This window comes from Geminicoccus flavidas (assembly GCF_009806515.1).
Classification (GTDB): Bacteria; Pseudomonadota; Alphaproteobacteria; order Geminicoccales; family Geminicoccaceae; genus Geminicoccus; species Geminicoccus flavidus.
In genome coordinates, this window is the sequence record NZ_WUJP01000910.1 from 1 (window position 1) to 19,020 (window position 19,020).

22 protein-coding genes are annotated in these 19,020 nt (G+C 63.8%); 7 read left to right on the plus strand and 15 right to left on the minus strand.

What is annotated here, in order from left to right:
- Positions 1-218 precede the first annotated feature (218 nt).
- Positions 219-1,322 (plus strand): calcium-binding protein, encoded by a 1,104-nt coding sequence (locus EQG76_RS26125; protein ID WP_159717736.1) that lies wholly within the window; start codon positions 219-221, stop codon positions 1,320-1,322.
- A gap of 66 nt (positions 1,323-1,388) precedes the next feature.
- Positions 1,389-1,622, plus strand: a complete 234-nt coding sequence (locus EQG76_RS26130; RefSeq protein ID WP_159717738.1) for a hypothetical protein — start codon at positions 1,389-1,391, stop codon at positions 1,620-1,622.
- A 165-nt stretch (positions 1,623-1,787) separates the two neighbouring features.
- On the opposite strand, the gene EQG76_RS26135 is transcribed toward EQG76_RS26130, so the two are convergent.
- From EQG76_RS26135 to EQG76_RS26165, 7 genes are all read right to left on the minus strand, one after another.
- Positions 1,788-2,471: a class I SAM-dependent methyltransferase gene (locus EQG76_RS26135; protein ID WP_159717740.1), complete on the minus strand. Its 684-nt coding sequence runs from the start codon at positions 2,469-2,471 to the stop codon at positions 1,788-1,790.
- 860 nt (positions 2,472-3,331) lie between these two features.
- Positions 3,332-4,324 (minus strand): ABC transporter substrate-binding protein, encoded by a 993-nt coding sequence (locus EQG76_RS26140; RefSeq protein WP_159717742.1) that lies wholly within the window; start codon positions 4,322-4,324, stop codon positions 3,332-3,334.
- A gap of 86 nt (positions 4,325-4,410) precedes the next feature.
- Positions 4,411-5,508 (minus strand): isocitrate/isopropylmalate dehydrogenase family protein, encoded by a 1,098-nt coding sequence (locus EQG76_RS26145; RefSeq protein WP_159717744.1) that lies wholly within the window; start codon positions 5,506-5,508, stop codon positions 4,411-4,413.
- Positions 5,505-6,203, minus strand: coding sequence for a GntR family transcriptional regulator (locus EQG76_RS26150; RefSeq protein ID WP_159717746.1), 699 nt, complete (start codon positions 6,201-6,203; stop codon positions 5,505-5,507). The genes EQG76_RS26145 and EQG76_RS26150 overlap by 4 nt, the downstream gene beginning before the upstream one ends.
- A 75-nt stretch (positions 6,204-6,278) precedes the next feature.
- Positions 6,279-6,593 (minus strand): putative quinol monooxygenase, encoded by a 315-nt coding sequence (locus EQG76_RS26155; protein WP_159717748.1) that lies wholly within the window; start codon positions 6,591-6,593, stop codon positions 6,279-6,281.
- Entirely contained in the window at positions 6,593-7,315 is a 723-nt protein-coding gene (gene nanR / locus EQG76_RS26160; RefSeq protein ID WP_159717750.1) for a transcriptional regulator NanR, read from the minus strand. Before nanR ends, EQG76_RS26155 begins: the two co-directional genes overlap by 1 nt.
- A gap of 16 nt (positions 7,316-7,331) precedes the next feature.
- Positions 7,332-8,411, minus strand: a complete 1,080-nt coding sequence (locus tag EQG76_RS26165) for an Ldh family oxidoreductase (protein ID WP_200841143.1) — start codon at positions 8,409-8,411, stop codon at positions 7,332-7,334.
- 196 nt (positions 8,412-8,607) lie between these two features.
- Here EQG76_RS26165 and EQG76_RS26170 point away from each other — a divergent pair, with 196 nt between their 5' ends.
- Genes EQG76_RS26170 through EQG76_RS26180 form a run of 3 tightly spaced genes read left to right on the plus strand, consistent with a single transcriptional unit; the run spans position 8,608 to position 11,386 of the window.
- Positions 8,608-9,450, plus strand: a complete 843-nt coding sequence (locus EQG76_RS26170) for an ABC transporter ATP-binding protein (RefSeq protein ID WP_235031574.1) — start codon at positions 8,608-8,610, stop codon at positions 9,448-9,450.
- Entirely contained in the window at positions 9,450-10,325 is an 876-nt protein-coding gene (locus tag EQG76_RS26175) for an ABC transporter permease (RefSeq protein ID WP_159717752.1), read from the plus strand. Before EQG76_RS26170 ends, EQG76_RS26175 begins: the two co-directional genes overlap by 1 nt.
- A complete protein-coding gene (locus EQG76_RS26180) occupies positions 10,325-11,386 on the plus strand; it encodes an ABC transporter substrate-binding protein (RefSeq protein WP_159717754.1) in 1,062 nt (353 codons plus the stop codon). The genes EQG76_RS26175 and EQG76_RS26180 overlap by 1 nt, the downstream gene beginning before the upstream one ends.
- 165 nt (positions 11,387-11,551) lie before the next feature.
- Here the strand turns inward: EQG76_RS26180 and EQG76_RS26185 are convergent, their stop codons facing one another.
- The 4 genes from EQG76_RS26185 to EQG76_RS26200 are packed head-to-tail and all read right to left on the minus strand — an operon-like array spanning position 11,552 to position 13,183.
- Complete coding sequence (locus EQG76_RS26185) at positions 11,552-12,061, minus strand: hypothetical protein (protein WP_159717756.1); 510 nt, start codon at positions 12,059-12,061, stop codon at positions 11,552-11,554.
- A complete protein-coding gene (locus EQG76_RS26190) occupies positions 12,058-12,510 on the minus strand; it encodes a hypothetical protein (protein ID WP_159717758.1) in 453 nt (150 codons plus the stop codon). The genes EQG76_RS26185 and EQG76_RS26190 overlap by 4 nt, the downstream gene beginning before the upstream one ends.
- Positions 12,510-12,785 carry a hypothetical protein gene (locus tag EQG76_RS26195; protein ID WP_159717760.1) on the minus strand — a complete coding sequence of 92 codons (276 nt, stop codon included), beginning with the start codon at positions 12,783-12,785 and terminating at the stop codon, positions 12,510-12,512. The genes EQG76_RS26190 and EQG76_RS26195 overlap by 1 nt, the downstream gene beginning before the upstream one ends.
- Complete coding sequence (locus EQG76_RS26200; RefSeq protein WP_159717762.1) at positions 12,782-13,183, minus strand: hypothetical protein; 402 nt, start codon at positions 13,181-13,183, stop codon at positions 12,782-12,784. The genes EQG76_RS26195 and EQG76_RS26200 overlap by 4 nt, the downstream gene beginning before the upstream one ends.
- A gap of 351 nt (positions 13,184-13,534) precedes the next feature.
- Here EQG76_RS26200 and EQG76_RS26205 point away from each other — a divergent pair, with 351 nt between their 5' ends.
- Together EQG76_RS26205 and EQG76_RS26210 are read left to right on the plus strand one after the other, a co-directional pair.
- Positions 13,535-13,855, plus strand: a complete 321-nt coding sequence (locus EQG76_RS26205; protein WP_159717764.1) for a hypothetical protein — start codon at positions 13,535-13,537, stop codon at positions 13,853-13,855.
- Positions 13,856-14,164: 309 nt separating this feature from the next.
- Positions 14,165-14,506 carry a hypothetical protein gene (locus EQG76_RS26210; RefSeq protein WP_159717766.1) on the plus strand — a complete coding sequence of 114 codons (342 nt, stop codon included), beginning with the start codon at positions 14,165-14,167 and terminating at the stop codon, positions 14,504-14,506.
- A gap of 2 nt (positions 14,507-14,508) precedes the next feature.
- Here the strand turns inward: EQG76_RS26210 and EQG76_RS26215 are convergent, their stop codons facing one another.
- The 4 genes from EQG76_RS26215 to EQG76_RS26230 form a co-directional block, all read right to left on the minus strand.
- Positions 14,509-15,681, minus strand: coding sequence for a hypothetical protein (locus EQG76_RS26215; RefSeq protein WP_159717768.1), 1,173 nt, complete (start codon positions 15,679-15,681; stop codon positions 14,509-14,511).
- Between the two features lie 913 nt (positions 15,682-16,594).
- Positions 16,595-17,374 (minus strand): ABC transporter ATP-binding protein, encoded by a 780-nt coding sequence (locus EQG76_RS26220; protein ID WP_235031575.1) that lies wholly within the window; start codon positions 17,372-17,374, stop codon positions 16,595-16,597.
- The gene (locus tag EQG76_RS26225; RefSeq protein ID WP_159717770.1) at positions 17,371-18,351 is read right to left on the minus strand and encodes a FecCD family ABC transporter permease; all 981 of its coding nucleotides are present in this window, start codon (positions 18,349-18,351) and stop codon (positions 17,371-17,373) included. The genes EQG76_RS26220 and EQG76_RS26225 overlap by 4 nt, the downstream gene beginning before the upstream one ends.
- On the minus strand, positions 18,348-19,020 hold a 673-nt coding region (locus EQG76_RS26230; protein ID WP_235031576.1), incomplete at its 5' end, for an ABC transporter substrate-binding protein. The genes EQG76_RS26230 and EQG76_RS26225, both read right to left, overlap by 4 nt.

Consider the following 19,020-nt stretch of genomic DNA (forward strand, 5'->3'; position numbering starts at 1 on the left):
ACTGTCTTGTATGCTGTGGTTTCCGGAGCGTCGCGGTGCGTAAATGCGTGATGGAGCGAGTGATTTCCGCGCCCCAATAAGTGGCTTGCCCGGCCCGTCTCGCTATATTCACTGGTGTTCAGGTGACATCAGGCATTGACGATGAATGATGGTTCGCTGACGATCTGCGTGCAGTCGCCCTCAGCCCCTAGACCGATCACCACAAGGGGCCCTTCACCGTGGCAAAGATCACCGGCACCGTCGGTAACGACCGGCTGTTCGGCACGTCCGGGCGCGACACCATCCAGGGCCTGGCCGGCAACGACCTGATCGAGGGTCGCGGCGGCGATGACTTCATCCAGGGCGGTCTGGGCAACGACACGCTCCGCGGCGAGGCTGGCAACGACCGTATCTATGGCGACGCCGGCTTCGACCTGATCAGCGGCGGGGATGGCGACGACATCCTGTTCGGCGGCGATAACCGCGACTGGATCTGGGGCGATGCCGGCAACGACACGCTCTCTGGCCAACAAGGGCCGGATGACCTCTACGGCGGCCTGGGTGACGGTCTGATCTATGGCGGCGACGGCAACGACCTGATCATGCCGGGCGGCGGCAACGATACCGTCTATGCCGGGAACGGGGACGATCGGATTGAGATGCCGTGGCCGGGGAACGAAGATTTTGTGTCTGGGGCCATGCTGCTGTTCGGCGGAGCGGGCAATGACCGCGCATCCGGCGGCGACGGCGCTGACAACATGCGCGGCGAGCTCGGCGACGACGTTCTGCAGGGCGGGGATGGCGATGATCGCCTTAATGGCGGAGCGGGTAACGACCGCCTGTACGCCGACCAGGGATCAGATCGACTCATCGGCGGTGCCGGCGATGATGTCCTCCATGCTGGAGAACACACGGGTGGGAAGCAGTCGATCCTGTCAGGGGACGCAGGGAGGGACACGTTCCGCTACGAATTCAACCACGCGTATGATTGGACAAGCGACGATGGGTACTTCCTCCTGCACGAGGTTTCTGATGTGATCAGCGACTTCGCCGATGGTGAAGACAAGCTGTCCATTGAAGCGCTAGCCAACAATGCCGTGGACGATCCTAGCGGCATGTACACCTTCGACTTCGCCGACCTCGACACGAACGGCAACGGCATCCTGACGGATGCGGATGAGGCCATCTCGATCAACTGGCAGTCCTTCATGGGTGAGACGAAGCACAGCCTGACGATCGACATCGCGAAGTTCGCGGCCCTGCAGGAGGCGGCGCCAGGCGGGTTCTCGGGCACGATCACGCTGTTCGGGGTGACGACGCTGGTCGCGGCCGACTTCGCTTAACCCTTCCCCTCCGCCCCTCCCGCCAGCGCCGCCTCCGGGCGGCGTTTCACCTTCAAGATTGAGCCTATGAAGATCGTAATCGGTAGCCAGGCGCTGCGGCTCGCAGCGTCCAAGAGCTTCGACCCGACGCCCGTGCTGGGCTGGGGAGCGCTCGGTGTGGCGGTACTGGCCGTCGCAGCCTGGGGCTGGTTGGTGATCGGCAACGAGAAGGCTGAGGCAATCTGGTTCTTCATCGTGATGGCGCTCGCGGTGGCCGCGATCATGTGGCGTCACGAGATCTCGCCCCTCCTGGGGATCTGAGCAGGCAACTGCCCGCTGGCGGCCGCTTCGTCCGCCGGCGCGGCCTCCGGGCGGCGTTGTCATTTGGGCCGGAGGTAGTCTTGCAATAGCGGCTCTGCCGCCTGCAACCGCTCCACACTGTGACAGCCGACTTGCTGACGAGTCGCATGGGGGTGATGGCAAGCGCTATGCATATCCTACCCATCCTCTGAAGCTCAGGCCTGCGTAGAACAGGCTAACGCTCGAGAACCCTGCCTCGCGCAGCAGTGCCTCGTCGGCCTCGGGCGACAGAATAGACAGCTTGGTCGCGATAGCTCGCTTGGCGCTCTCCAGGTTCGTGGAAGCGGTTCTGCCAAACGCGACATGACGAGTGATCCACATCGACCGCTCGGGCTCGCTCTGCGAAAAACTGATGTGAGCGGCGATGAACGGCGCGCCCGGCACAAGGCGACGATGGACCTGGCGGAGGGTCTCGAGGCGTTGGTCGCGCGGAATGAAATGGAGCGTCAGCAAACAGGTGGCGCCATCAAACGGCCCAGCCGGCGCGGCATCGATGTAGCCTTCGTGGAGGTGGATTCGCGCAGAGTGTCGTTCCGCGATCCGTTCCGCCACTCGGAGCATGTCGGCCGATGGGTCGACGCCGGTAAACGTCCAACCGGGATGATCGTCGGCGAGAGCCTTCAACTCCAGGCCACCACCTGCTCCCAGGACCAAAACCCGTCCGTGCGAGGCGACACGCTCCGCCAGAAGCATCGAGGTCATGCGATGAAGGTCGGTGAACCCCGGAACTTGTCTTGGCGGCCCCTCAGCGTAGGACGTCGCATGGGCCTCGTTGAAGGCGATCACATTGTCGCCCGTCGCGCCGGTCATTCTACCAGCCTCCTGATTGGTTTCGGCCAAGACTTGTGGTGCGACCCATGCCACATGAATCCTTGCATTGGTGCTGGCAACATATCTCCTGCACTCACGCCTCGTCCCCTCGTCTCAGCCTTCAACCAGGCTGCCAATCCGCCGCTGTATCGCGGGCAGCCCTGCGCCAGGCCAGCGCCGATCACGAGCTTGGCCAGGTTGTCACCGCCGACGATGCGTGGTCAGCACCGCTTACGGCAGGTGTCATCCGAGGCCACCGCGAAAGAAGAATGCGGATGAGCTGCCCGTACGTGAGGCGTCCTCAGGCATCGATCTGCGATGACTGTCCAGGCGTGTCCGACATGATCCGGCAGCGTGCAGGCCGAGGGGCCTGCCAATGAGCCGGCCTCAGCAAAGTGGGCCTTGCTCAAGGCCGGAGGTTCGCGTGCAATTACCTCATCACCGAGACTCCGCCGCCGGCACCTTGATGGCCAAGCCCAGGCGCAGGTCGCGGATGTAGATGTCGCGCGGCTCGTGCCCCGGCTGTCCCTTGAGCCGACGCTAGCCAGCAGCCCGCTCAGGTCTGCCAGCCGCTCGGCCAGCAAGTGGATGATCTCGCCCTGCCGCTGCACACCGCCCGACACGCCGAGCAGACGGCTGCCGAGGATCACGCGGCGGTAGCGCTTAAGTCCTGATAGTCAAACTACAAGATTGCGGCGCCACTATGACTGACGTAGTAGCGAGCTGTAGTTTGTGGTTCAGGAGTGTGCTGTAAGCCGCGTGCTGCCAGTAAGATTTACTCCATACCAAGCCATAAGAGTTCGGGATACCGTCGGATTGACTTGACGATTTCAGTGGCTTCATTCAGCTGTATGCTGAAGCTACTGCGCCTCAGGGAACAGCATCTCGGCCCGCCAGTCTTCAGGAGCCTCCTTGATCCGGCCAGTACGGGCCATGAAGTCGCTGAACGCACCCAGGTTGAGCGGTTCGGTCGTAAAGCGAGCTTCCTTGTCCTGCATGATCTCCAGGATCTCCTCCTTGGGCGTCGGGTCGTTGGAGATCTTCAGGTACATGTCGGCGGCCCAGGCCATGTCCGCGTTCACCCGGTCGGTGGCCTCCTGAAGGGCCCCGAGAAATGCGTTGTAGAGCGCGGGGTTTGCCTCGCGGAACGCGGCCGTAGTCGCGATGACGTTGAATGAGAACAGGCCGCCCAGCACGTCGCCGGAGGTCAGGATCGCGTGAATGTTCGGGTTCTTGAGTTGCCGGTGGCCGTAAGGGGGCGAGGTGAAGTTCGCCACGATCTCGCTGGGGCCGCCCAACATTGCCGCGGTGGCGTCGGGATGGGACAGAGAGACGGTCAGGTGGTCCAGACGCTCGAACTGGTCGTCGCCCCACTGCTTGGCCGCCGCCATCTGCAGGGCGGCCGCTTGGCCGGAGACCTTCACCGCCGGCACGGCGATGCGGTCGTCGTCGTCGAAGTCGGTGATGGATTTGATCGATGGATCGCGCACCGTCAGGATCCAGGGTAGCGCATTCAGGCCGGCGGCCACCTTCACATCGTAGCTGCCCTTGGTGCGCTCCCAGATCGTGACGATGCCGGTAGGGCCGAGGCTCGCGAAGTCGATGTTGCCGGAGATGAGGGCGTCGTTCATCACGTCGCTGGACCGGAAGGTCGCCCACTCGACCGTCACGTCGTCCATGCCGGCTTTCTGGAGATGCTTCTCGACGAGGCCCTCCTCCTCCATGATCATCAACTGGATGTAGCCCAGCCCATACTGCTTGGCGACGCGCAACGCGTCCGCCTCGGCATGGGCTTCCGTGGCAACGCCGAAGCCCAAGGCGCCAACGGCAGTGAGTGCCGCGATCTTGTTCATTCTACTGCTTCTCCCTGATTGCTTCTGCAGGAAACCGGGCACCGGTCTCACCGGCACCCATGCCCCCTGCAACGTCGATCGGAGCGTCAGGCTGACCCTCCCAGCCGGTCGATCACCGCTCGGGCCACGGCCCCCGTACCGTCCTGGCCCCCGATGTCGAAGGAGCGTACCGCACCCGAGCCGAATGCCGCATCGACGGCCATGCGCACTTCCTCGGCCGCAGTGATGCAGGCATCGCTGCCATGGCGTGTGCCCAGCCACTCCAGCATCATGGCGAGCGACAGGATCATGCCAGTCGGGTTCGCGATGCCCCGGCCGGCGATGTCCGGCGCACTGCCGTGGCTCGGCTGGAACAGGCCGTGCTCGTCGCCGATATCGGCCGATGGCGCGAACCCCATCCCGCCGATCAGTCCGGCGCCCAGGTCAGAGATGATGTCGCCGAACAAATTCTCCATCGGCAGCACGTCGAAGTCCCAGGGGCGGCGCACCAGGTCGAGCGCCATCGCGTCGATGTAGTGGTGGCGCGCCTCGACCTCGGGATAGCCGGCCGCGACCTCGTAGAATACCGAGCGCATGAAGGCGAACGACTTGAACACGTTCGCCTTGTCGACCAGCGTCACCGTCCCCTTGCGGCCCTTGCGCTTGCCGCGCGTGGCGGCGAGATCGAAGGCGAAGTGCGAAAGGCGCTCGGTGACCGCGCGGGTGATCACCATCGTGTCGCGGGCCAGCCGATTGTTTTCGATGACTCCCTTGCCGCGCGAGGCAAACATGCCTTCCGTGGATTCGCGCAGGACCACGAAGTCGATGTCCCTGGCACGCGGATCGCTCAAGGTGGCCGGCACGCCCGGCACGGCACGGATTGGCCGCACGCCAGCATAAAGCCGCAGGCGGAAGCGCAGGTCGAGCTGCGGGGCGATTTCGGTGCCATCCTCGTAGCGGATGTCCGGCCAGCCCATGGCGCCGAACAGGATCGCATCGGCCTTCTCCGCGGCCTTGAACGAAGCCTCGTCCAAGGCGGTGCCGGTTTCGCGGAAATGATGGGCGCCGCCCTGACGCACGTCGCGGTGGAAGCCCAGGCCATGCCGACGCTCGACCGCGTCCAGCACTGCCAGGGTCGCGTCCATCACCTCAATGCCGATGCCGTCCCCGGGCATGACGGCGATGTTGAAGGCATTCGACTTCATAGACGGCTCAATCCGAACTTGTTGATGATGTCGAGCAGGCCGATAGCGGCGCGCTCACGATGACGGCGATAGAGCTCCCGCGCCCGCTCGGGCTCCCCGGCCAGGATCGCTTGAAGCACGGCGCGATGCTCCCGGGTGGATTCGACCGGCTTGGGACGAAGACGCAGGGTGAACATCCGCGCGCGGTGCGACTGTTCCCAGACCGTCATCACCATGGCCGCCAGACGTCGGTTGCCGCACAGGTTCACCAGGGCGAAGTGAAAGCACTCGTCGGCCTTGGCCCAGCCGAGCAGGTCATCCCTTTCCAGGGCCGCCTCCATGGCATCACAAGCCTGGGCCAGAGGCGCCACCTCCTGCGCGGTGGGGCGTCGTGCGGCGAGGATCTCGGTGGCGGCAGGCTCCAGGCTGGCGAGCACCTGGTAGATCTCGCGCATGTCGTCCGGCGAGATCGGCAGCACCCGCATGCCGTGGCGCGGTACGACCTCGACCAGCCCTTCACGGGCGAGCCGCATCAGGGCCTCGCGGACGGGAGTCCGCGACATGCCCAGATCGTCGGCCAGGGTCTGCTCCAGGACCTGGGCGCCAGGGGCATACTCGTTGTCGAGGATGCGCCGCTTCATCTGGTCATAGGCGGTCTCGGCGGCGCGGCGGCTGCCGCGAAGGTCTGGATCAGTGATCGAGGCATCCACCATCATATGCGGTAGCGTATACGTTATCGGACGCAAGACAAGCGCCATCGGCGCTCGCCATGTGGATCGGTCCGAAAAGGATCAGGCCGCGGCGCAGGCGGGCTGCTCCAGGAGCTCCAGCTGGGTTACGGTCTTGCGCAGCACCATGCCGGCGACGGCTGCGTCGAATTTCAGGAAGTGCGGCGAGCGGACGTGGGCCTGAAAGGCGGCCTCGTCGTCGTAGATCTCGTAGAGGATGAACCGCTCCTGCTCACCCACAGGGTTGCAGACGTCGAACTGGCGGCAGCCGGGTTCGTCGGCGAGCGACCGCGCCGCGTTCTCGACCATCAGTTGCCGGAAGCGGGCCGTATCGGCGGGTGCCACGACGAACTCGACGATGATGATGAAAGGGGACATCAAGAGGTTCTCCGGGATTCCCAGTAGTACTGCGCGACCTGGTCGAGGTGCGTGGCCATCGCCTGTGCCGCTTCATCGGGTTGGTGCGCGGCGATCGCCTCGAAGATCTTCTGGTGGGCAGCAAAGGCATCCTGCATGGAACCCTCGGCCCTGACCGTGGCCAGGCGCTGCTCGGACAGCCATTCGACCGCTGCGGTATGCATGGCGATGAAGAGCGAATTGCCTGAGATCTGGGTGATGCGGAAATGGAACGCGACGTCGGTGCGTGCGAACTCCTCGAAACTGTCCGCCATCGCGCGCTCGTTCTCGGTGAGCGCAGCGGCCAGCTCCGCAATGTCGGTATCGTCCGCCTGCTCCGCCGCATGGCGCGCCATCAGACATTCCAGCATGCGCCGGGCCTGCTGGAACTCCCGTACGCCTTCCGGGTGAGCGAGGAAATGCCGAGCCGCGCCCGACAGCTCCCTGACCAGCCGCTCCGCCGAGGGGCGGGTGACATAGGCGCGCTCGCCGTTGCGGACCGCCACGAGGCCCATGCGCTGCAGCGCGAACAGAGCTTCACGCACCGAGGGACGTCCGACACCGAACATCTCCATCAGTTCGCGCTCCGATGGAAGGAGATCGCCTGGTGCCAGCTTGCCCTTGAACATCATCTGCTCGAGGTGCTCCACGATCTCCTCGTAGAGCTTGCGGCGACGCACGGGCCGGACGGTGAACTCGCTCATGGCGATGCCGCGGTGGTCAAGCGGCGCCGGAGGCGACGAGCGGCACATCAAAATGCTCGCTCATCTCCCGAAGCTCCCGGAATACCCCGCCACCCAGCGGAATACCCGCCGCCCGCCGGGCCTGCAGGGCCAGATGCTCACGCTCGCCCGGTACATAGATCCGCTCGACGCCCGGTGCCTTCTTCGCCTCGTGCATGTCGCGGATCGCCTTGCCGATGCGCGTCCGGTACGCATCCACATCCTCGAAGGAGGCAATCGGCAACACGCCGAACAGGTGGCCGACGTTCTGGGGCGTCTCGGTCTTGTCGTACATGTGGGTCACTTCCGAGCCGAAATAGGCGCCGGACAGCATCGTGCTGAGCAGGCCCACCGTGAAGGTGAGCGCGTAGCCTTTCGGCCCGCCCACCGGCAGGACGAAGCCCTTCAGCGCTTCCACGGGATCAGTGGTGGGAAGTCCGTCCGGCCCGCTTGCCCAATCGGCGGGGATCGGCGTGCCTTCCTTGGCGGCGACAATGATCTTGCCGCGCGCGGCGATGCTGCACGCCATGTCGAGCACGATCGGAAAGTCCCGATCGGTTGGAAATGCCACCGCGAACGGGTTGTTGCCCAGGGTCGCCTCGGCACCCCCCCATGGGGTCATGTGGTTAATGCCACCGATGGTGAACACCAGCCCGATCATGTCGCGACGGGCCGCCATCTCGGCATAGTAGGCCGCGGCACCGAAATGGTTGCTGTTGCGGACTGACACGAAGGCGCAGTCGCCCTCGCTCGCCTTGTCGATGGCGATCTCCATCGCACGTACGCCGACCAGCTGGCCCATGCCGTTGTCGCCATCGACTACGGCGGTGGTCCGGGTCTGGCGGACGATCCTGATCTGCGGGCGAGGATTGCTGCCGCCGTCGACGATCCGCTTCACGTAGATGGGGAAACGCACGACCCCATGCGATTCGACGCCACGCAAGTCGGCCTCGATCAGATTGTCGACGATGAGGTTCGCCTCATCGCTTGGCACACCCACCTTGTGCAGAACCTCCACGCAGAATGACTTCAGTGCCTTCTCCGCGACGATCACGTTCTGCGTTTCCTCGCTCGCCACTCCAACACCTCCTGACTCTGTTCCACGCCCGGCCAAACGAGGGCCTTTTTTCTCAGCTGGGTACGAATTGACGCCGTTTGGTATAATAGGTACCTAGCTCTACCAGCAACCGGCTGTCCAGTCGGCAAGACAAGGGAGGAACTATGTCCGACGCAGGTCTTCATCCTGCCCGGAGTGCGGCCTTCGGAGAGGTGGAATGCTGATGACGGAAGCCAGGACGCACCAGGCCGAAGCCTTCCAGAGGGTCGATGCGACGCCGCTTCCGGTGCTGCTACAGGTCCAAGGAGTGACGCTGCAGTACAAGACACCCCAGCACCTGGTGACTGCCACCTATCGGGTCGACTTCGATGTCCATGAGGCTGACCGGTTTGTGATTCTGGGGCCCTCGGGCTGCGGGAAGTCGACCCTGCTCAAGGCGGTGGGTGGCTTCATGAACCCGGTAGAGGGCAGCATGCGGATCCGCGGCCGGGAGATCAGCGGGCCCGGCCCCGACCGGATGATGGTGTTCCAGGAATTCGAGCAGCTGATGCCCTGGAAGACCGTCCTGCAGAACGTGCTGTTCCCGATGAAAGTGTCCGGCAGGTTCAAGGGCGCGGACGCGCGGGAACGGGCGCTCTCGGCCCTGGCCAAGGTCAACCTGAGCAAGTTCGCCGACGTCTACCCGCACATGCTGTCCGGCGGCATGAAGATGCGCGTGGCCATCGCGCGGGCCATGGCAATGGAGCCGGACATCCTGCTGATGGACGAGCCGTTCGCGGCGCTCGATGCGCTGACCCGTCGCAAGATGCAGGAGGAGCTGCTGGGACTTTGGGACCAGCTGCACTTCACCGTCATGTTTGTCACGCACTCGATCGAGGAGGCGATCCTGGTGGGATCCAGGATCCTGGTACTTTCTCCGCATCCCGGGCGCGTACGAGCCGAACTGAACTCGACCGGGTTCGGCCACGGCTCGGTGGACCATCCCGATTTCGGCCGCCTGTCCAAGCGGATCCACGACTTCCTGTTCGAAGATGAGCTCGCGGTGGAGGTACGGTCGTGATGGCAACTCATGCTGCACCCGGCCTGCGTCCGGAGTACGAGCGGCAGCTTACCGACGCGAGTGACGTGGGCGAGGTCCAGCGACCGCTCTCGCTATCGGAGCGGCTATGGGGCAGTACCCCGTTCCGGCGGTTCGTGATGCTGATCGTGCTGGCAGTGGTATGGGAGTGCTACGCCCGCTTCCTCAGCAATCCTCTGCTCTTTCCGACCTTCTCCGAGACGCTCGCGACCTTCTGGCGTGATCTGGTCGACGGTCCCCTGATCAGCCGGACCTTCACCTCCCTGCAGGTGCTCGTCCTCGGCTACGGCGCAGGCCTCGCCCTGGCAGCGGTCTTCACGACGCTGGCGGTGTCGAGCCGGATCGGTACCGACCTGCTGTCGACGCTGACCGCGATGTTCAATCCGCTGCCGGCGATCGCCCTTCTGCCATTGGCACTCATCTGGTTCGGCCTGGGCATTCCCTCGCTGGTCTTCGTCATCATCCATTCGGTGCTCTGGGCGGTCTCCCTCAACACCCATAGCGGGTTCCGCTCGGTGCCCGAGACGCTGCGGATGTCCGGCCGCAACTACGGGCTGAGCGGGATCAGATACGTCATGCTGATCCTGATCCCGGCGGCGTTCCCGGCGATCCTGGCCGGCCTCAAGATCGGTTGGGCGTTCGCTTGGCGGACACTGATCGCCGCCGAGCTCGTGTTCGGTGTCTCGTCCCGCTCGGGCGGGCTCGGCTGGTACATCTTCGAGGCCCGCGCCGAACTGCTCACCGCTCAGGTCTTCGCCGGCCTGCTGACGGTCATCCTGATCGGTCTCTTCGTCGAGTCCGTCATCTTCCGGGCGATCGAGGCCCGCACCGTGCAGCGTTGGGGCATGCAGCGCTGATGATCGGCACGAACGGCAACAGCTTTATCAGGGTAAGAAAGCACGTGATTCATCAAGCCACGGCGCGCCTGCTCGGCGCCGCCATTCTCGCGGCCGGCCTGGTGTCGACGGCGTCCGCGGAGGTCAGCGAGATCAGAGCGGCCCGGCAATACGGGCTGAGCAGCCTGCCGCTCATGATCATGGAGGACCAGAAGCTGGTCGAGCAGGAAGCGGCCGCGGCCGGCATACCTGACCTCACCGTGTCCTGGGTGCAGCTGGGTGGGCCAGGTGCCATGAACGAGGCGCTGATCTCCGGCGACCTCGACATCGGCGCCGCCGGCGCGCCGTCGCTCATCACGCTATGGGACCGGACCAAGGGCTCTGCCATGGAGATCCGCGGCATCGGCTCCCTGGTCGAGATGCCGATGGAACTGCTGACCATCAACCCCTCCGTGAAGTCGATCCGCGACTTCACGGAGGACGACAAGATCGCGGTCACGACGATCAAGGTCTCCAACCAGGCCATGCTGCTGCAGATGGCCGCGGCTGCCGAGTTCGGGGAAGACGAGTACGATCGGCTGGACCCGCTCACCGTCTCCTTGCCGCACCCGGAGGCAATGGCGACGCTGCTGTCCGGCGGCGGCGGCGTGATCACCGCACATTTTTCGGCCCTGCCATATCAGTACATGCAGAAGAAGCAGCCGGGCGTGCACCCGGTCATCAGCAGCTACGATATCCTGGGCGGGCCCGCGACCAACACGGCCGTCTTCACCACCAGCCGGTTCCACGACGAAAGTCCCAAAGCCTACGCCGCGTTCGTGGCGGCTCTCGAGAAGGCAATCGATATCATCAATGCCGACAAGAGGGCAGCCGCCGAGACCTACAAGCGGATGTCTGGCAGCAGCGAATCGGTCGAGGATATCGAAGCGATCATTTCCGACCCCCAGGTGACGATGTCGCTGACGCCGCGCCAGACGATGAAGATGGCGACGTTCATGCACAAGATCGGGCGCATCAACAACGAGCCCGCAGCTTGGACGGACCTGTTCTTCCCGAACGCGGCGGAGCTTCCCGGAAGCTAAAAGCTCCTCACTCTCGACGTGCAATCCAGCCACCTCGGCTGGAGTATTATGTATAGCTGGGGGCGAGCTTTAGACGTTGGCTCGGTACACGCCGGTGGTCGATCAGGGACACATCGACCGCCGAGCGGATCCTTCTAAAGGTGGAGCGCTGCCCACTCGTTGACTTCAAGACGCGGCGATCGCTCCCTTACCGCGCCCGGTTTTCTTCGTTGGTGCTGCCAGCAAATGGGGCTGCACGACCTCGTACTCGCCGTCGATGACCTCACCGAGTCGAGCTTCGATCAGCTCGATGTCGCGGTCTTCGTGGTCGCTGCCAGCCTTCTCAATCCAGTCGGCAAAACGCTGCAGCTGCCGGCGTGCCTCGGGCCCGTCCAGCGGAACGAGGCAGGACCGCTCCACCAGGCTGAACATCATTGCCTGGCGCCGCACGATCCGCTCCACAGCCTTCTCGTAGCGCTCGGTACCTTCTGGGATGCGCCGCAAGTTGCCCATTGCCCAGAAGTTCTGGCTCTGCGCCTCCAGCCACTCCAGGCGTAGCGTATTGATCCGGCCAGCAGGGCTCTGGTCGAGCCGGACCGCATCCAGGTGCTTGGCAGCTTTGGCGGTGAGCAGCATTTCAGCTCCCTTCAGGGCGTTGCTGGTGCCGAAGGCGAGAGCAGGGCCTGACCGGTTCATGCCCGGTACCTCCGCATCATCAGGAGGTCGTTGGCGATCGAGCAGCATCCCCAGGTGTCGAGCCAGGCGTCCTGGTAGTCGATGCGCTCGAAGCGCGGTTCGTCCCGCTTCAGCCAGGCAATCGCCGTGGCCTTGGCCAGCAGTCCTTCCAGCGTGGTGGCCGGCAGGTCGATCATGCGCTCGGCAATCGCCAGGACCTTCTCGAAGGCGGCCTGGTTCTCGTCCTCGATCGCCTGCACGAAGTCCGGGCGGGCGTTGCGGGCATAAGTGGCCTCCTCGGCCTCCCAGGCCTGCTCCAGGGCGTCCCGGAGGCGGAGGAGCTCGGCATCCGGATGTCGCGGCGCTGGCGAGGGCTCAGCGATTGCGGGTGCAGCGACCGCGGCAACACCGATCGTCGAGGCTGTGCTGACGCGCTCGAGCAAGTTGCGACGGCTGGTGCAGGTGCGCATCACGCCAGATCCTCCACGACATGCCCAAGGGCCCGACGAACCAGCAGTGTTTCCTCTGCAGGCGACCCGGCCACCTTCCGAACCTGAGCCACGTCGAAGCGCAGTTCTTCTGCCAGGTCATAGGCCGCCTCGATCTCAGCGTGGCTGATCTCCTGACCATCCGTCATCGACCGGTTCAGCGCCTTCATCACCAGCACAAGCTGGTTGGCATGGCGCCAGGCCGTACCGGACAGGTCGTCCAGGGCGACGGCATCGACCTTGGAGAGGGGCCTCATGCCGGCACTCCCGTCAGCAGCATCCGCTCCACGTCTCGGAAGATGCTGAGCAGGATCGGGTGGTGGATGTCCTCCTCGTCCGGCGCGTCTGCGAGCAGGTCGTTGGCGAGCGCCGCCTTGATCTTGAGGTCGTCCCTGCTGGTCGAGCGGCACTGCGCGATCCGCTCCTCGACGTCGAAGATTGGCGTCCACAGGGCGTCGAGCGCATCCCCGTCCTGCTGGACGAGCAACTGGCGCCGCCTGGCCAGCAGTGCCTCGCGCTCTTGCCAGCAGGCGGCGATGGTGGATCCGGCATGGCGGACGGGCGCGGCCGCTGTGACGCCGATCACCGGTGCGGCGGCGATGCCCGCGAGCAGTGTGCGGCGGGAGGTGGTATGGACGTGTTCAGCCGACGACATGGAGTAGCCTTCCAAGTCAGAGGTCAGAGCCGGGACCAGGTTGCCGCCTTGTCTCGGCTCGCCTTTGGTGTTATCACGTTGTCATGTCTACGTCAATTCGTGATAACACGAAAACACCGAAGAAGCGCCCCGATGCGACGGGGACGCTGGTGGGTGTGCGGCTGCAGTCTGACGCACTGGCAAAGTTGGATTGTTGGCGGGCTGCTCAGCCAGACGTTCCGACCAGGCCTGAGGCGATGCGTCGGCTGTTCGAGGCTGGCCTGAAGGCTGGAGAGACGATTGTTTCCGGTAGCCCTGTGGCTGACGAGGAAAATAGCCAGGGGCATTCCAGGTAATTTTCGGTGATGCTCAATGTCCTTGCTACTCGCATTGCCCCTTTTGGTGCTCGCAGCCGACGAGTCTGGCGAGATCTCAGACTCCGAGAAGCAGGTTCAGATGGCCTATAGGCTGTGCGAAATGTTCGACAACACAGGCCTCAGTTCGGAATGCGAGGTAGGCGGCCTCAGTATCGACGTCACGCTCGATATGAACAGCGGAGAGGCGCGAGGCCTCTGTCCTACCTTGGTCAAAATGCTCAACGAACGGAATGACGCGTTCAAAGGCAGCGACTGGAAGATTCGGATCTTCTCGCCGTATGGGGAGCGCCCGATTGCATCTTGCCGGATAAAATGACCAAGCGCTTGGACCGTTCGCGATCTTGCTCGGCGTGCGAATGTCGGCACGACCACGATCGTACGCCGCGAAACGGGACATGCGCAGACGATCCCTGCTACGCTTGCTGCGATTCCGCGTGCTCTGGAAGAGGCTGGCGTCGAGTTCATCGAAGGTGGTGTACGGCTGCGGGAGACGCCAAGCCAGAAGCAGCCCGTGCCTTCGGCTGAGAAGATCACTGAAGTTCTTCGGTAATCAAGCGCCTTATTGGCGAGGTCGAGGCGGTGTGCATGCTGAGCTGCAAACTACTGGGATAGGCGGATGACAAACTTGAGCGATCAAGCCACCGGTGAACAGCCTGAGAACCAGGAGCTGACTGGTGAGATTGAACTGCACTTCGCCTACTCGCTGATGCTGAAACCTAACAGGGACCGTGCAGGCGTCATCGTGCAAACGCACGACATCCCGTACGCGGTCAGCATAACGGGTATACCCCGTTCAGAGTTCGGCAAGCCTGCTACGCTCACATGGGCACTGCACCAGGCGGAGACAAAGTTCCTGAATGATGTGCCTCGTCTTCATCCTCGCCATCAGCTAGTCAAATGGGTAGTTCGAGAGAAGGGGAAAAAACAAATTCTAAGTAGCTTTGGCAATTATTTTCCAATAAGCTGAAATTATCCTGCTACTGTGTTCTGTCTTTCATATACTGCGTACACTTGGTTTCGGTCAGCTGACAAGATGCGGATCATTTTGACGGTCTGTACCATCTGGCGCTGCTCAATTATATTCCTCAGCTTTTGATGTGCCTGATCGATTGCCTCGTTGGTCACCGCGGTGCCTAGCCCCCTCAGTAGAACAGTTACAGGCTCCGCAACGCCGGTGAGGACAATCTCGCCAAGTATCTGCACTACTGCATCCGCCTCAACGGCGGTCTCCATCATAGCATCGGTCACCTCTTCTGTGTAGAGGAGGGGCAGAATGTCTCCCATCGCAAGCGCTGATACGAGCGTATGAAGTAGCCGTGTTTCCGCTTCAAACTCATGTTGGCGATCAGGATGCCAGACGCCCGGTTTGCGTAGCGAATGATGATGGAGCGATCCTCGTACATCGACTAAATGATCAAGCAGGTCTTCATCCGTCATATTAATTAATCTATGCCCGTTGAAAATCTTGCTAAGCGGGACCTTCATGTCCTGACGAACGTCTGGCAGTACCTTGCGAATGCGCGAGCTACCACGGAGCCTTTTTTTGACTTCAGCGGACTTGGAAAGTCCTGGTGCGAACAGGGTTTCTAGGTAGAAAAAGAAATCGTAGTATGCTTCGATGTATTGCTCACGAGCCAAATCACTCCTACCTCTGCGTATGAAATTCAAGGCAGCCTCTCGCTCCTCGATCTGAGGGGCTACAATCATCGCACGGACAAAATAATCAAATGACATGGCGCTGGGCTGCTCAGCCAGACTTGGAATTCTCTTCCTGCTGAAAGACGTCACAGTAAGGCTCTTTTCTTCCTCTTCAGTCTCTGCAATCCATACGATGTTCAGGCTGTCAAAATCGATCTCTAGTAACATAAAGGGAGTCAAGAGACCCTGGATGGCACGAAGCCTCCTTTCGATTACATCTAGTTGAGCGAACACGCCTAGATTGATGTTTGCTGCTACCGCAGGGTCGTCGCTCTCCGTCATGGTGGGAGGATGGTCACCCGTTTTTGCCCTAACTTGAACCGTGACCTTGTCAATAAGACCACCGGTTGTGTGCCAATCAATATGAAGACCTTCCAGATCGATTGGCCACAGTTCGTCCACGAGAGCGCTTGAGCGTACATGGTATTCGAGTTTGACCAGCATGACGTCCTCCGGATGCGCGCAGGCAAATGTACCTGTTGGGCCAATCCTGTAGTCTATCCAGTCAGGAGCTAAGCACCGTCACGCTGCCTCTTCCTGGTTGCGTACCCTTTGTCTGACAGCCGGTAAGCCCCATATGCAAGAAATTGCCAAGGCATAAGCCTCGCTGCCGGTAGATTCGATCCTCGTCACCTTGTCGCAGCCGTGCAGGTCGACGATCCACTTCCGGTAGTCGTATCGCTTGTAGACAAGATTCTAGGTTGCAATCTTCGCCGGTGCCGAACCATGCCCACTTCCGGTCAGATCCGTTTGCTTAGTTGCTCTGCCTCCCGCACCAGCCGCGCCACCCGCTGCCGCAGTTCCTGCATCTCCTGTGTATACTGGCCCGTGCGATAGTGCCTGATGGCGGCGCCAATGGAAGCCCCCGCTGTCTTTCGTTCCTCGCAGCCTGAGGTTTCCTGAAGGTCCCTTGAGCAGCGCAAAACTGGGGTTTTCTCAGGTTCGACTGGTGCCGGTTGGCAATCAGCAAGTGTTACAACCAATTGTCCTTCCCCACAGTTATTCCTCCAGGCCTGAGTTTTCCTGAGGAAATGGGCTCAGCCAGCCTTGGCACGGACGGCAGCGATGAGCTGTGCAAATGCGCGCTGCCTGCTCGAGGAGCGCAGTGTCAGCACCATCTCGTTGGATAGGGTCGCCTGCAAGCGCCACTCCCAACCTGCCTTTTGTATCCGCCGGGACCATATCGACCCAGAACCGGACGCCCTGCTCCCGCAGCCGCCGCGCTAACTCACGACAATCCTTCGGCCACACCGCCACGCGGGTTGCATGGGGCGACAGGCCATTCGCGATCAGGCTCGTGCTTGTCGAACCACAACCGCCACTCCACCTCAGCGGCTTGATCCGTTCAGTCTGTTGCTCAGTCCAGGACCCGCCGGCGCGGCAGGAGATAAATTCCCTCCGGCAGCTGGCCCCGTACCGCCTCGATACGGAAGACGGCCTTGAGGTTGCGTGCTGCCGTCACCTCGCCTGGGTCGCCCGCCGCCACCACACGGCCCTGATCGAGCAGAACGAGGCGGTCGCAAAAGCGCACCGCCGCAGACAGGTCGTGCAGGACCACGAGGACGGTCGTGCCGCTGCGTGCCAGCGACTGCAGCCGCTCCATCACCTCGAGCTGATGGAAGGGATCGAGGCCGGCGGTCGGCTCGTCGGCAAGCAGAATGGCAGGTTTGCCGGCCAGGGCCCGGGCCAGGAGGACGCGTGCCCGCTCCCCACCGGACAGGGTGTCGACTGTGCGTGCCGCCAAGCCCGTACAGTCCGTGGCGGCCAGGGCTTCGGCGACCGCCGCGCGATCCGCTGGTCCTGGACTGTTCCAGCCCCGCCGGTGCGGCAACCGGCCGAGCATCACCAGGTCGGTGACGCTGAGCCGCCAGTGGACCCTGTGGGCCTGGGGCAGATAGGCGAGCTGCCGGGCGCGGGCCCGAGCCGGCCAGTCAATGAGGGCACTGCCGTCCAGCCTCACCTGGCCCTGCTCCGGCCGGACCAAGCCTGCTAGGCAGCGCATCAGCGTGGTCTTGCCCGCACCGTTCGGGCCGATCAGGCCGGTCATCCCGCCCGGCCCGAACGTGGCACTCACCTCGTCCAGCAGCCGGCGGCCGCCGCGCAGGAAGGTCAGCCGGTCGGCGACCAGATGGCTCACGGCGCATTTCTCGCGGCGCGCAGTACCAGGAAGAAGAAAAACGGCGTGCCGACTAGGGCGGTCACCACGCCCAGCTTCAGCTCCTGGCCCGGCGTGACCAGCCGCACCAGGAGGTCGCTCGCCAGCATCAGGCAGGCGCCGCCCAGTGCGCTCAACGGCAGCAGCCGTGCCGGCCGGTGGCCGACCAGCGGGCGGAGCAAATGCGGAACCACCAGGCCGACAAAGCCGACCAGACCGGTGACGGCGGTGGCCGCACCCACTGCCAGGGCCACGCCGGCCAGCAGGACCAGGCGGAGCCGGGATAGGTCGAAGCCCAGGCTGGCCGCGGCATCCTCGTCCAGGCTGAGCGCGTCCAGTGCATGGCTGGTGGTCAGGAGGCACGCCCAACCGGCCACCGTGAAGGGCAGGGCCAGCCAGATATGGTCGAAGCTGCGGTCGGCCAGCGAGCCCATCAGCCAGAAGGTGATCTCGGTCGCGGCGAACGGGTTGGGGGAGAGGTTCAGGGCGAGCGAGGTCAGGGCACTCGCGAAGCTGCTGACCGCGACACCCGCCAGGATCAGGCCGAGCGTGGCGGTGCCCGCCAGGGCCTGCACCAGCACGACGCCCAGCACCGCGCCCAGGATGCCGGACACCGGCATGGCCAGCGGCAGGAGGGTGGCGAGGCCGGAATAGAAGGCCAGCACCGCGCCGAAGGCAGCCGACGCCGACACGCCGACGATGCCAGGCTCGGCCAGGGGATTGCGCAGATAGCCCTGCAAGGCCGCGCCAGCCAAACCGAGGCTGGCCCCGGTCATCGTCCCCAGCAGGGCCCGGGGCAGCCGGATTTCGATCAGGATCAGCCAGAGCGGCCCGTCCGGGTCGGCCAGCAGGCCTTCCAAAAACGCCAGGGCCGGCGTGGCCGGCCCCAGCAGCAGCGAGCCCGAGAACAGCAGGGCCAGCAGCAGGACGAGGCCCGTCCCTAGGGCGCGGTCGCTCACCGCAGCCGGTCCCGTGCCCGGGCGAGCAGGGCTACGGCGTCTGCCGTCTGTGGCAGACCGCAGGTCCAGAGCGCTTCAGGCATCCGGATGCGCCGTTGTTCCGGCAAAGCGGCGCGCAGGGCCGGATGGTCGAGCAGGGCCTGGGCCAGCGACGGTGCCCCACCCGGCATGGTGCCGCTCACCACCAGATCGGGCGCTGCCAGCAGCACGGTCTCGAGCGGCAGCCGACCATAGGCGTCGATCCCGAAGGATGCCGCCAGATTGTCCAGCCCGGCATGGCGGAGCACGTCACCGGCCAGGGTGGCCGGGCCTTCGGTCCAACCGTTCGCCTGGAACAGGACGGCGCGCGGCCGTGGCTGCGAGCCGGCAGGGGGTGGCACCGCCGCCAGGGCCGCGTCGAATGCTGCCGCCATAGCCCGGCCGCGCGCGGACTCCCCCAGGAGGTTCGCCACTTCCAGGATCTGCGCTCTGGCCTCGGCCAGGCTCGTCACGGGCGGCAGCGCCACCACGCGCCGGCCGAGCCGCGCCAGCAGTGCTGTCGTGGTGCTGTCCGTGAAGGTGCTGGTCAGCACCAGGTCCGGGTCCAGCGCCAGGATCTCCTCGGCCTGACGGTGGTTCAAGTGCAGCCCCTGTGCCGGTTCTGCCAGCGCCGACATGGCGGGATCGGCC

Excerpts from the sequence above, each read along its gene's own strand:
- nanR (WP_159717750.1), bottom strand. The coding sequence starts at position 7,315 with ATGAGCGAGTTCACCGTCCGGCCCGTGCGTCGCCGCAAGCTCTACGAG.
- EQG76_RS26180 (WP_159717754.1), top strand. The coding sequence starts at position 10,325 with ATGATCGGCACGAACGGCAACAGCTTTATCAGGGTAAGAAAGCACGTG.
- EQG76_RS26195 (WP_159717760.1), bottom strand. The coding sequence starts at position 12,785 with ATGAGGCCCCTCTCCAAGGTCGATGCCGTCGCCCTGGACGACCTGTCC.
- EQG76_RS26215 (WP_159717768.1), bottom strand. The coding sequence starts at position 15,681 with ATGCTGGTCAAACTCGAATACCATGTACGCTCAAGCGCTCTCGTGGAC.
- EQG76_RS26140 (WP_159717742.1), bottom strand. The coding sequence starts at position 4,324 with ATGAACAAGATCGCGGCACTCACTGCCGTTGGCGCCTTGGGCTTCGGC.
- EQG76_RS26155 (WP_159717748.1), bottom strand. The coding sequence starts at position 6,593 with ATGTCCCCTTTCATCATCATCGTCGAGTTCGTCGTGGCACCCGCCGAT.
- EQG76_RS26130 (WP_159717738.1), top strand. The coding sequence starts at position 1,389 with ATGAAGATCGTAATCGGTAGCCAGGCGCTGCGGCTCGCAGCGTCCAAG.
- EQG76_RS26170 (WP_235031574.1), top strand. The coding sequence starts at position 8,608 with ATGCTGATGACGGAAGCCAGGACGCACCAGGCCGAAGCCTTCCAGAGG.
- EQG76_RS26200 (WP_159717762.1), bottom strand. The coding sequence starts at position 13,183 with ATGTCGTCGGCTGAACACGTCCATACCACCTCCCGCCGCACACTGCTC.
- EQG76_RS26150 (WP_159717746.1), bottom strand. The coding sequence starts at position 6,203 with ATGATGGTGGATGCCTCGATCACTGATCCAGACCTTCGCGGCAGCCGC.
- EQG76_RS26135 (WP_159717740.1), bottom strand. The coding sequence starts at position 2,471 with ATGACCGGCGCGACGGGCGACAATGTGATCGCCTTCAACGAGGCCCAT.
- EQG76_RS26185 (WP_159717756.1), bottom strand. The coding sequence starts at position 12,061 with ATGAACCGGTCAGGCCCTGCTCTCGCCTTCGGCACCAGCAACGCCCTG.
- EQG76_RS26205 (WP_159717764.1), top strand. The coding sequence starts at position 13,535 with ATGTCCTTGCTACTCGCATTGCCCCTTTTGGTGCTCGCAGCCGACGAG.
- EQG76_RS26145 (WP_159717744.1), bottom strand. The coding sequence starts at position 5,508 with ATGAAGTCGAATGCCTTCAACATCGCCGTCATGCCCGGGGACGGCATC.
- EQG76_RS26175 (WP_159717752.1), top strand. The coding sequence starts at position 9,450 with ATGGCAACTCATGCTGCACCCGGCCTGCGTCCGGAGTACGAGCGGCAG.
- EQG76_RS26190 (WP_159717758.1), bottom strand. The coding sequence starts at position 12,510 with ATGCGCACCTGCACCAGCCGTCGCAACTTGCTCGAGCGCGTCAGCACA.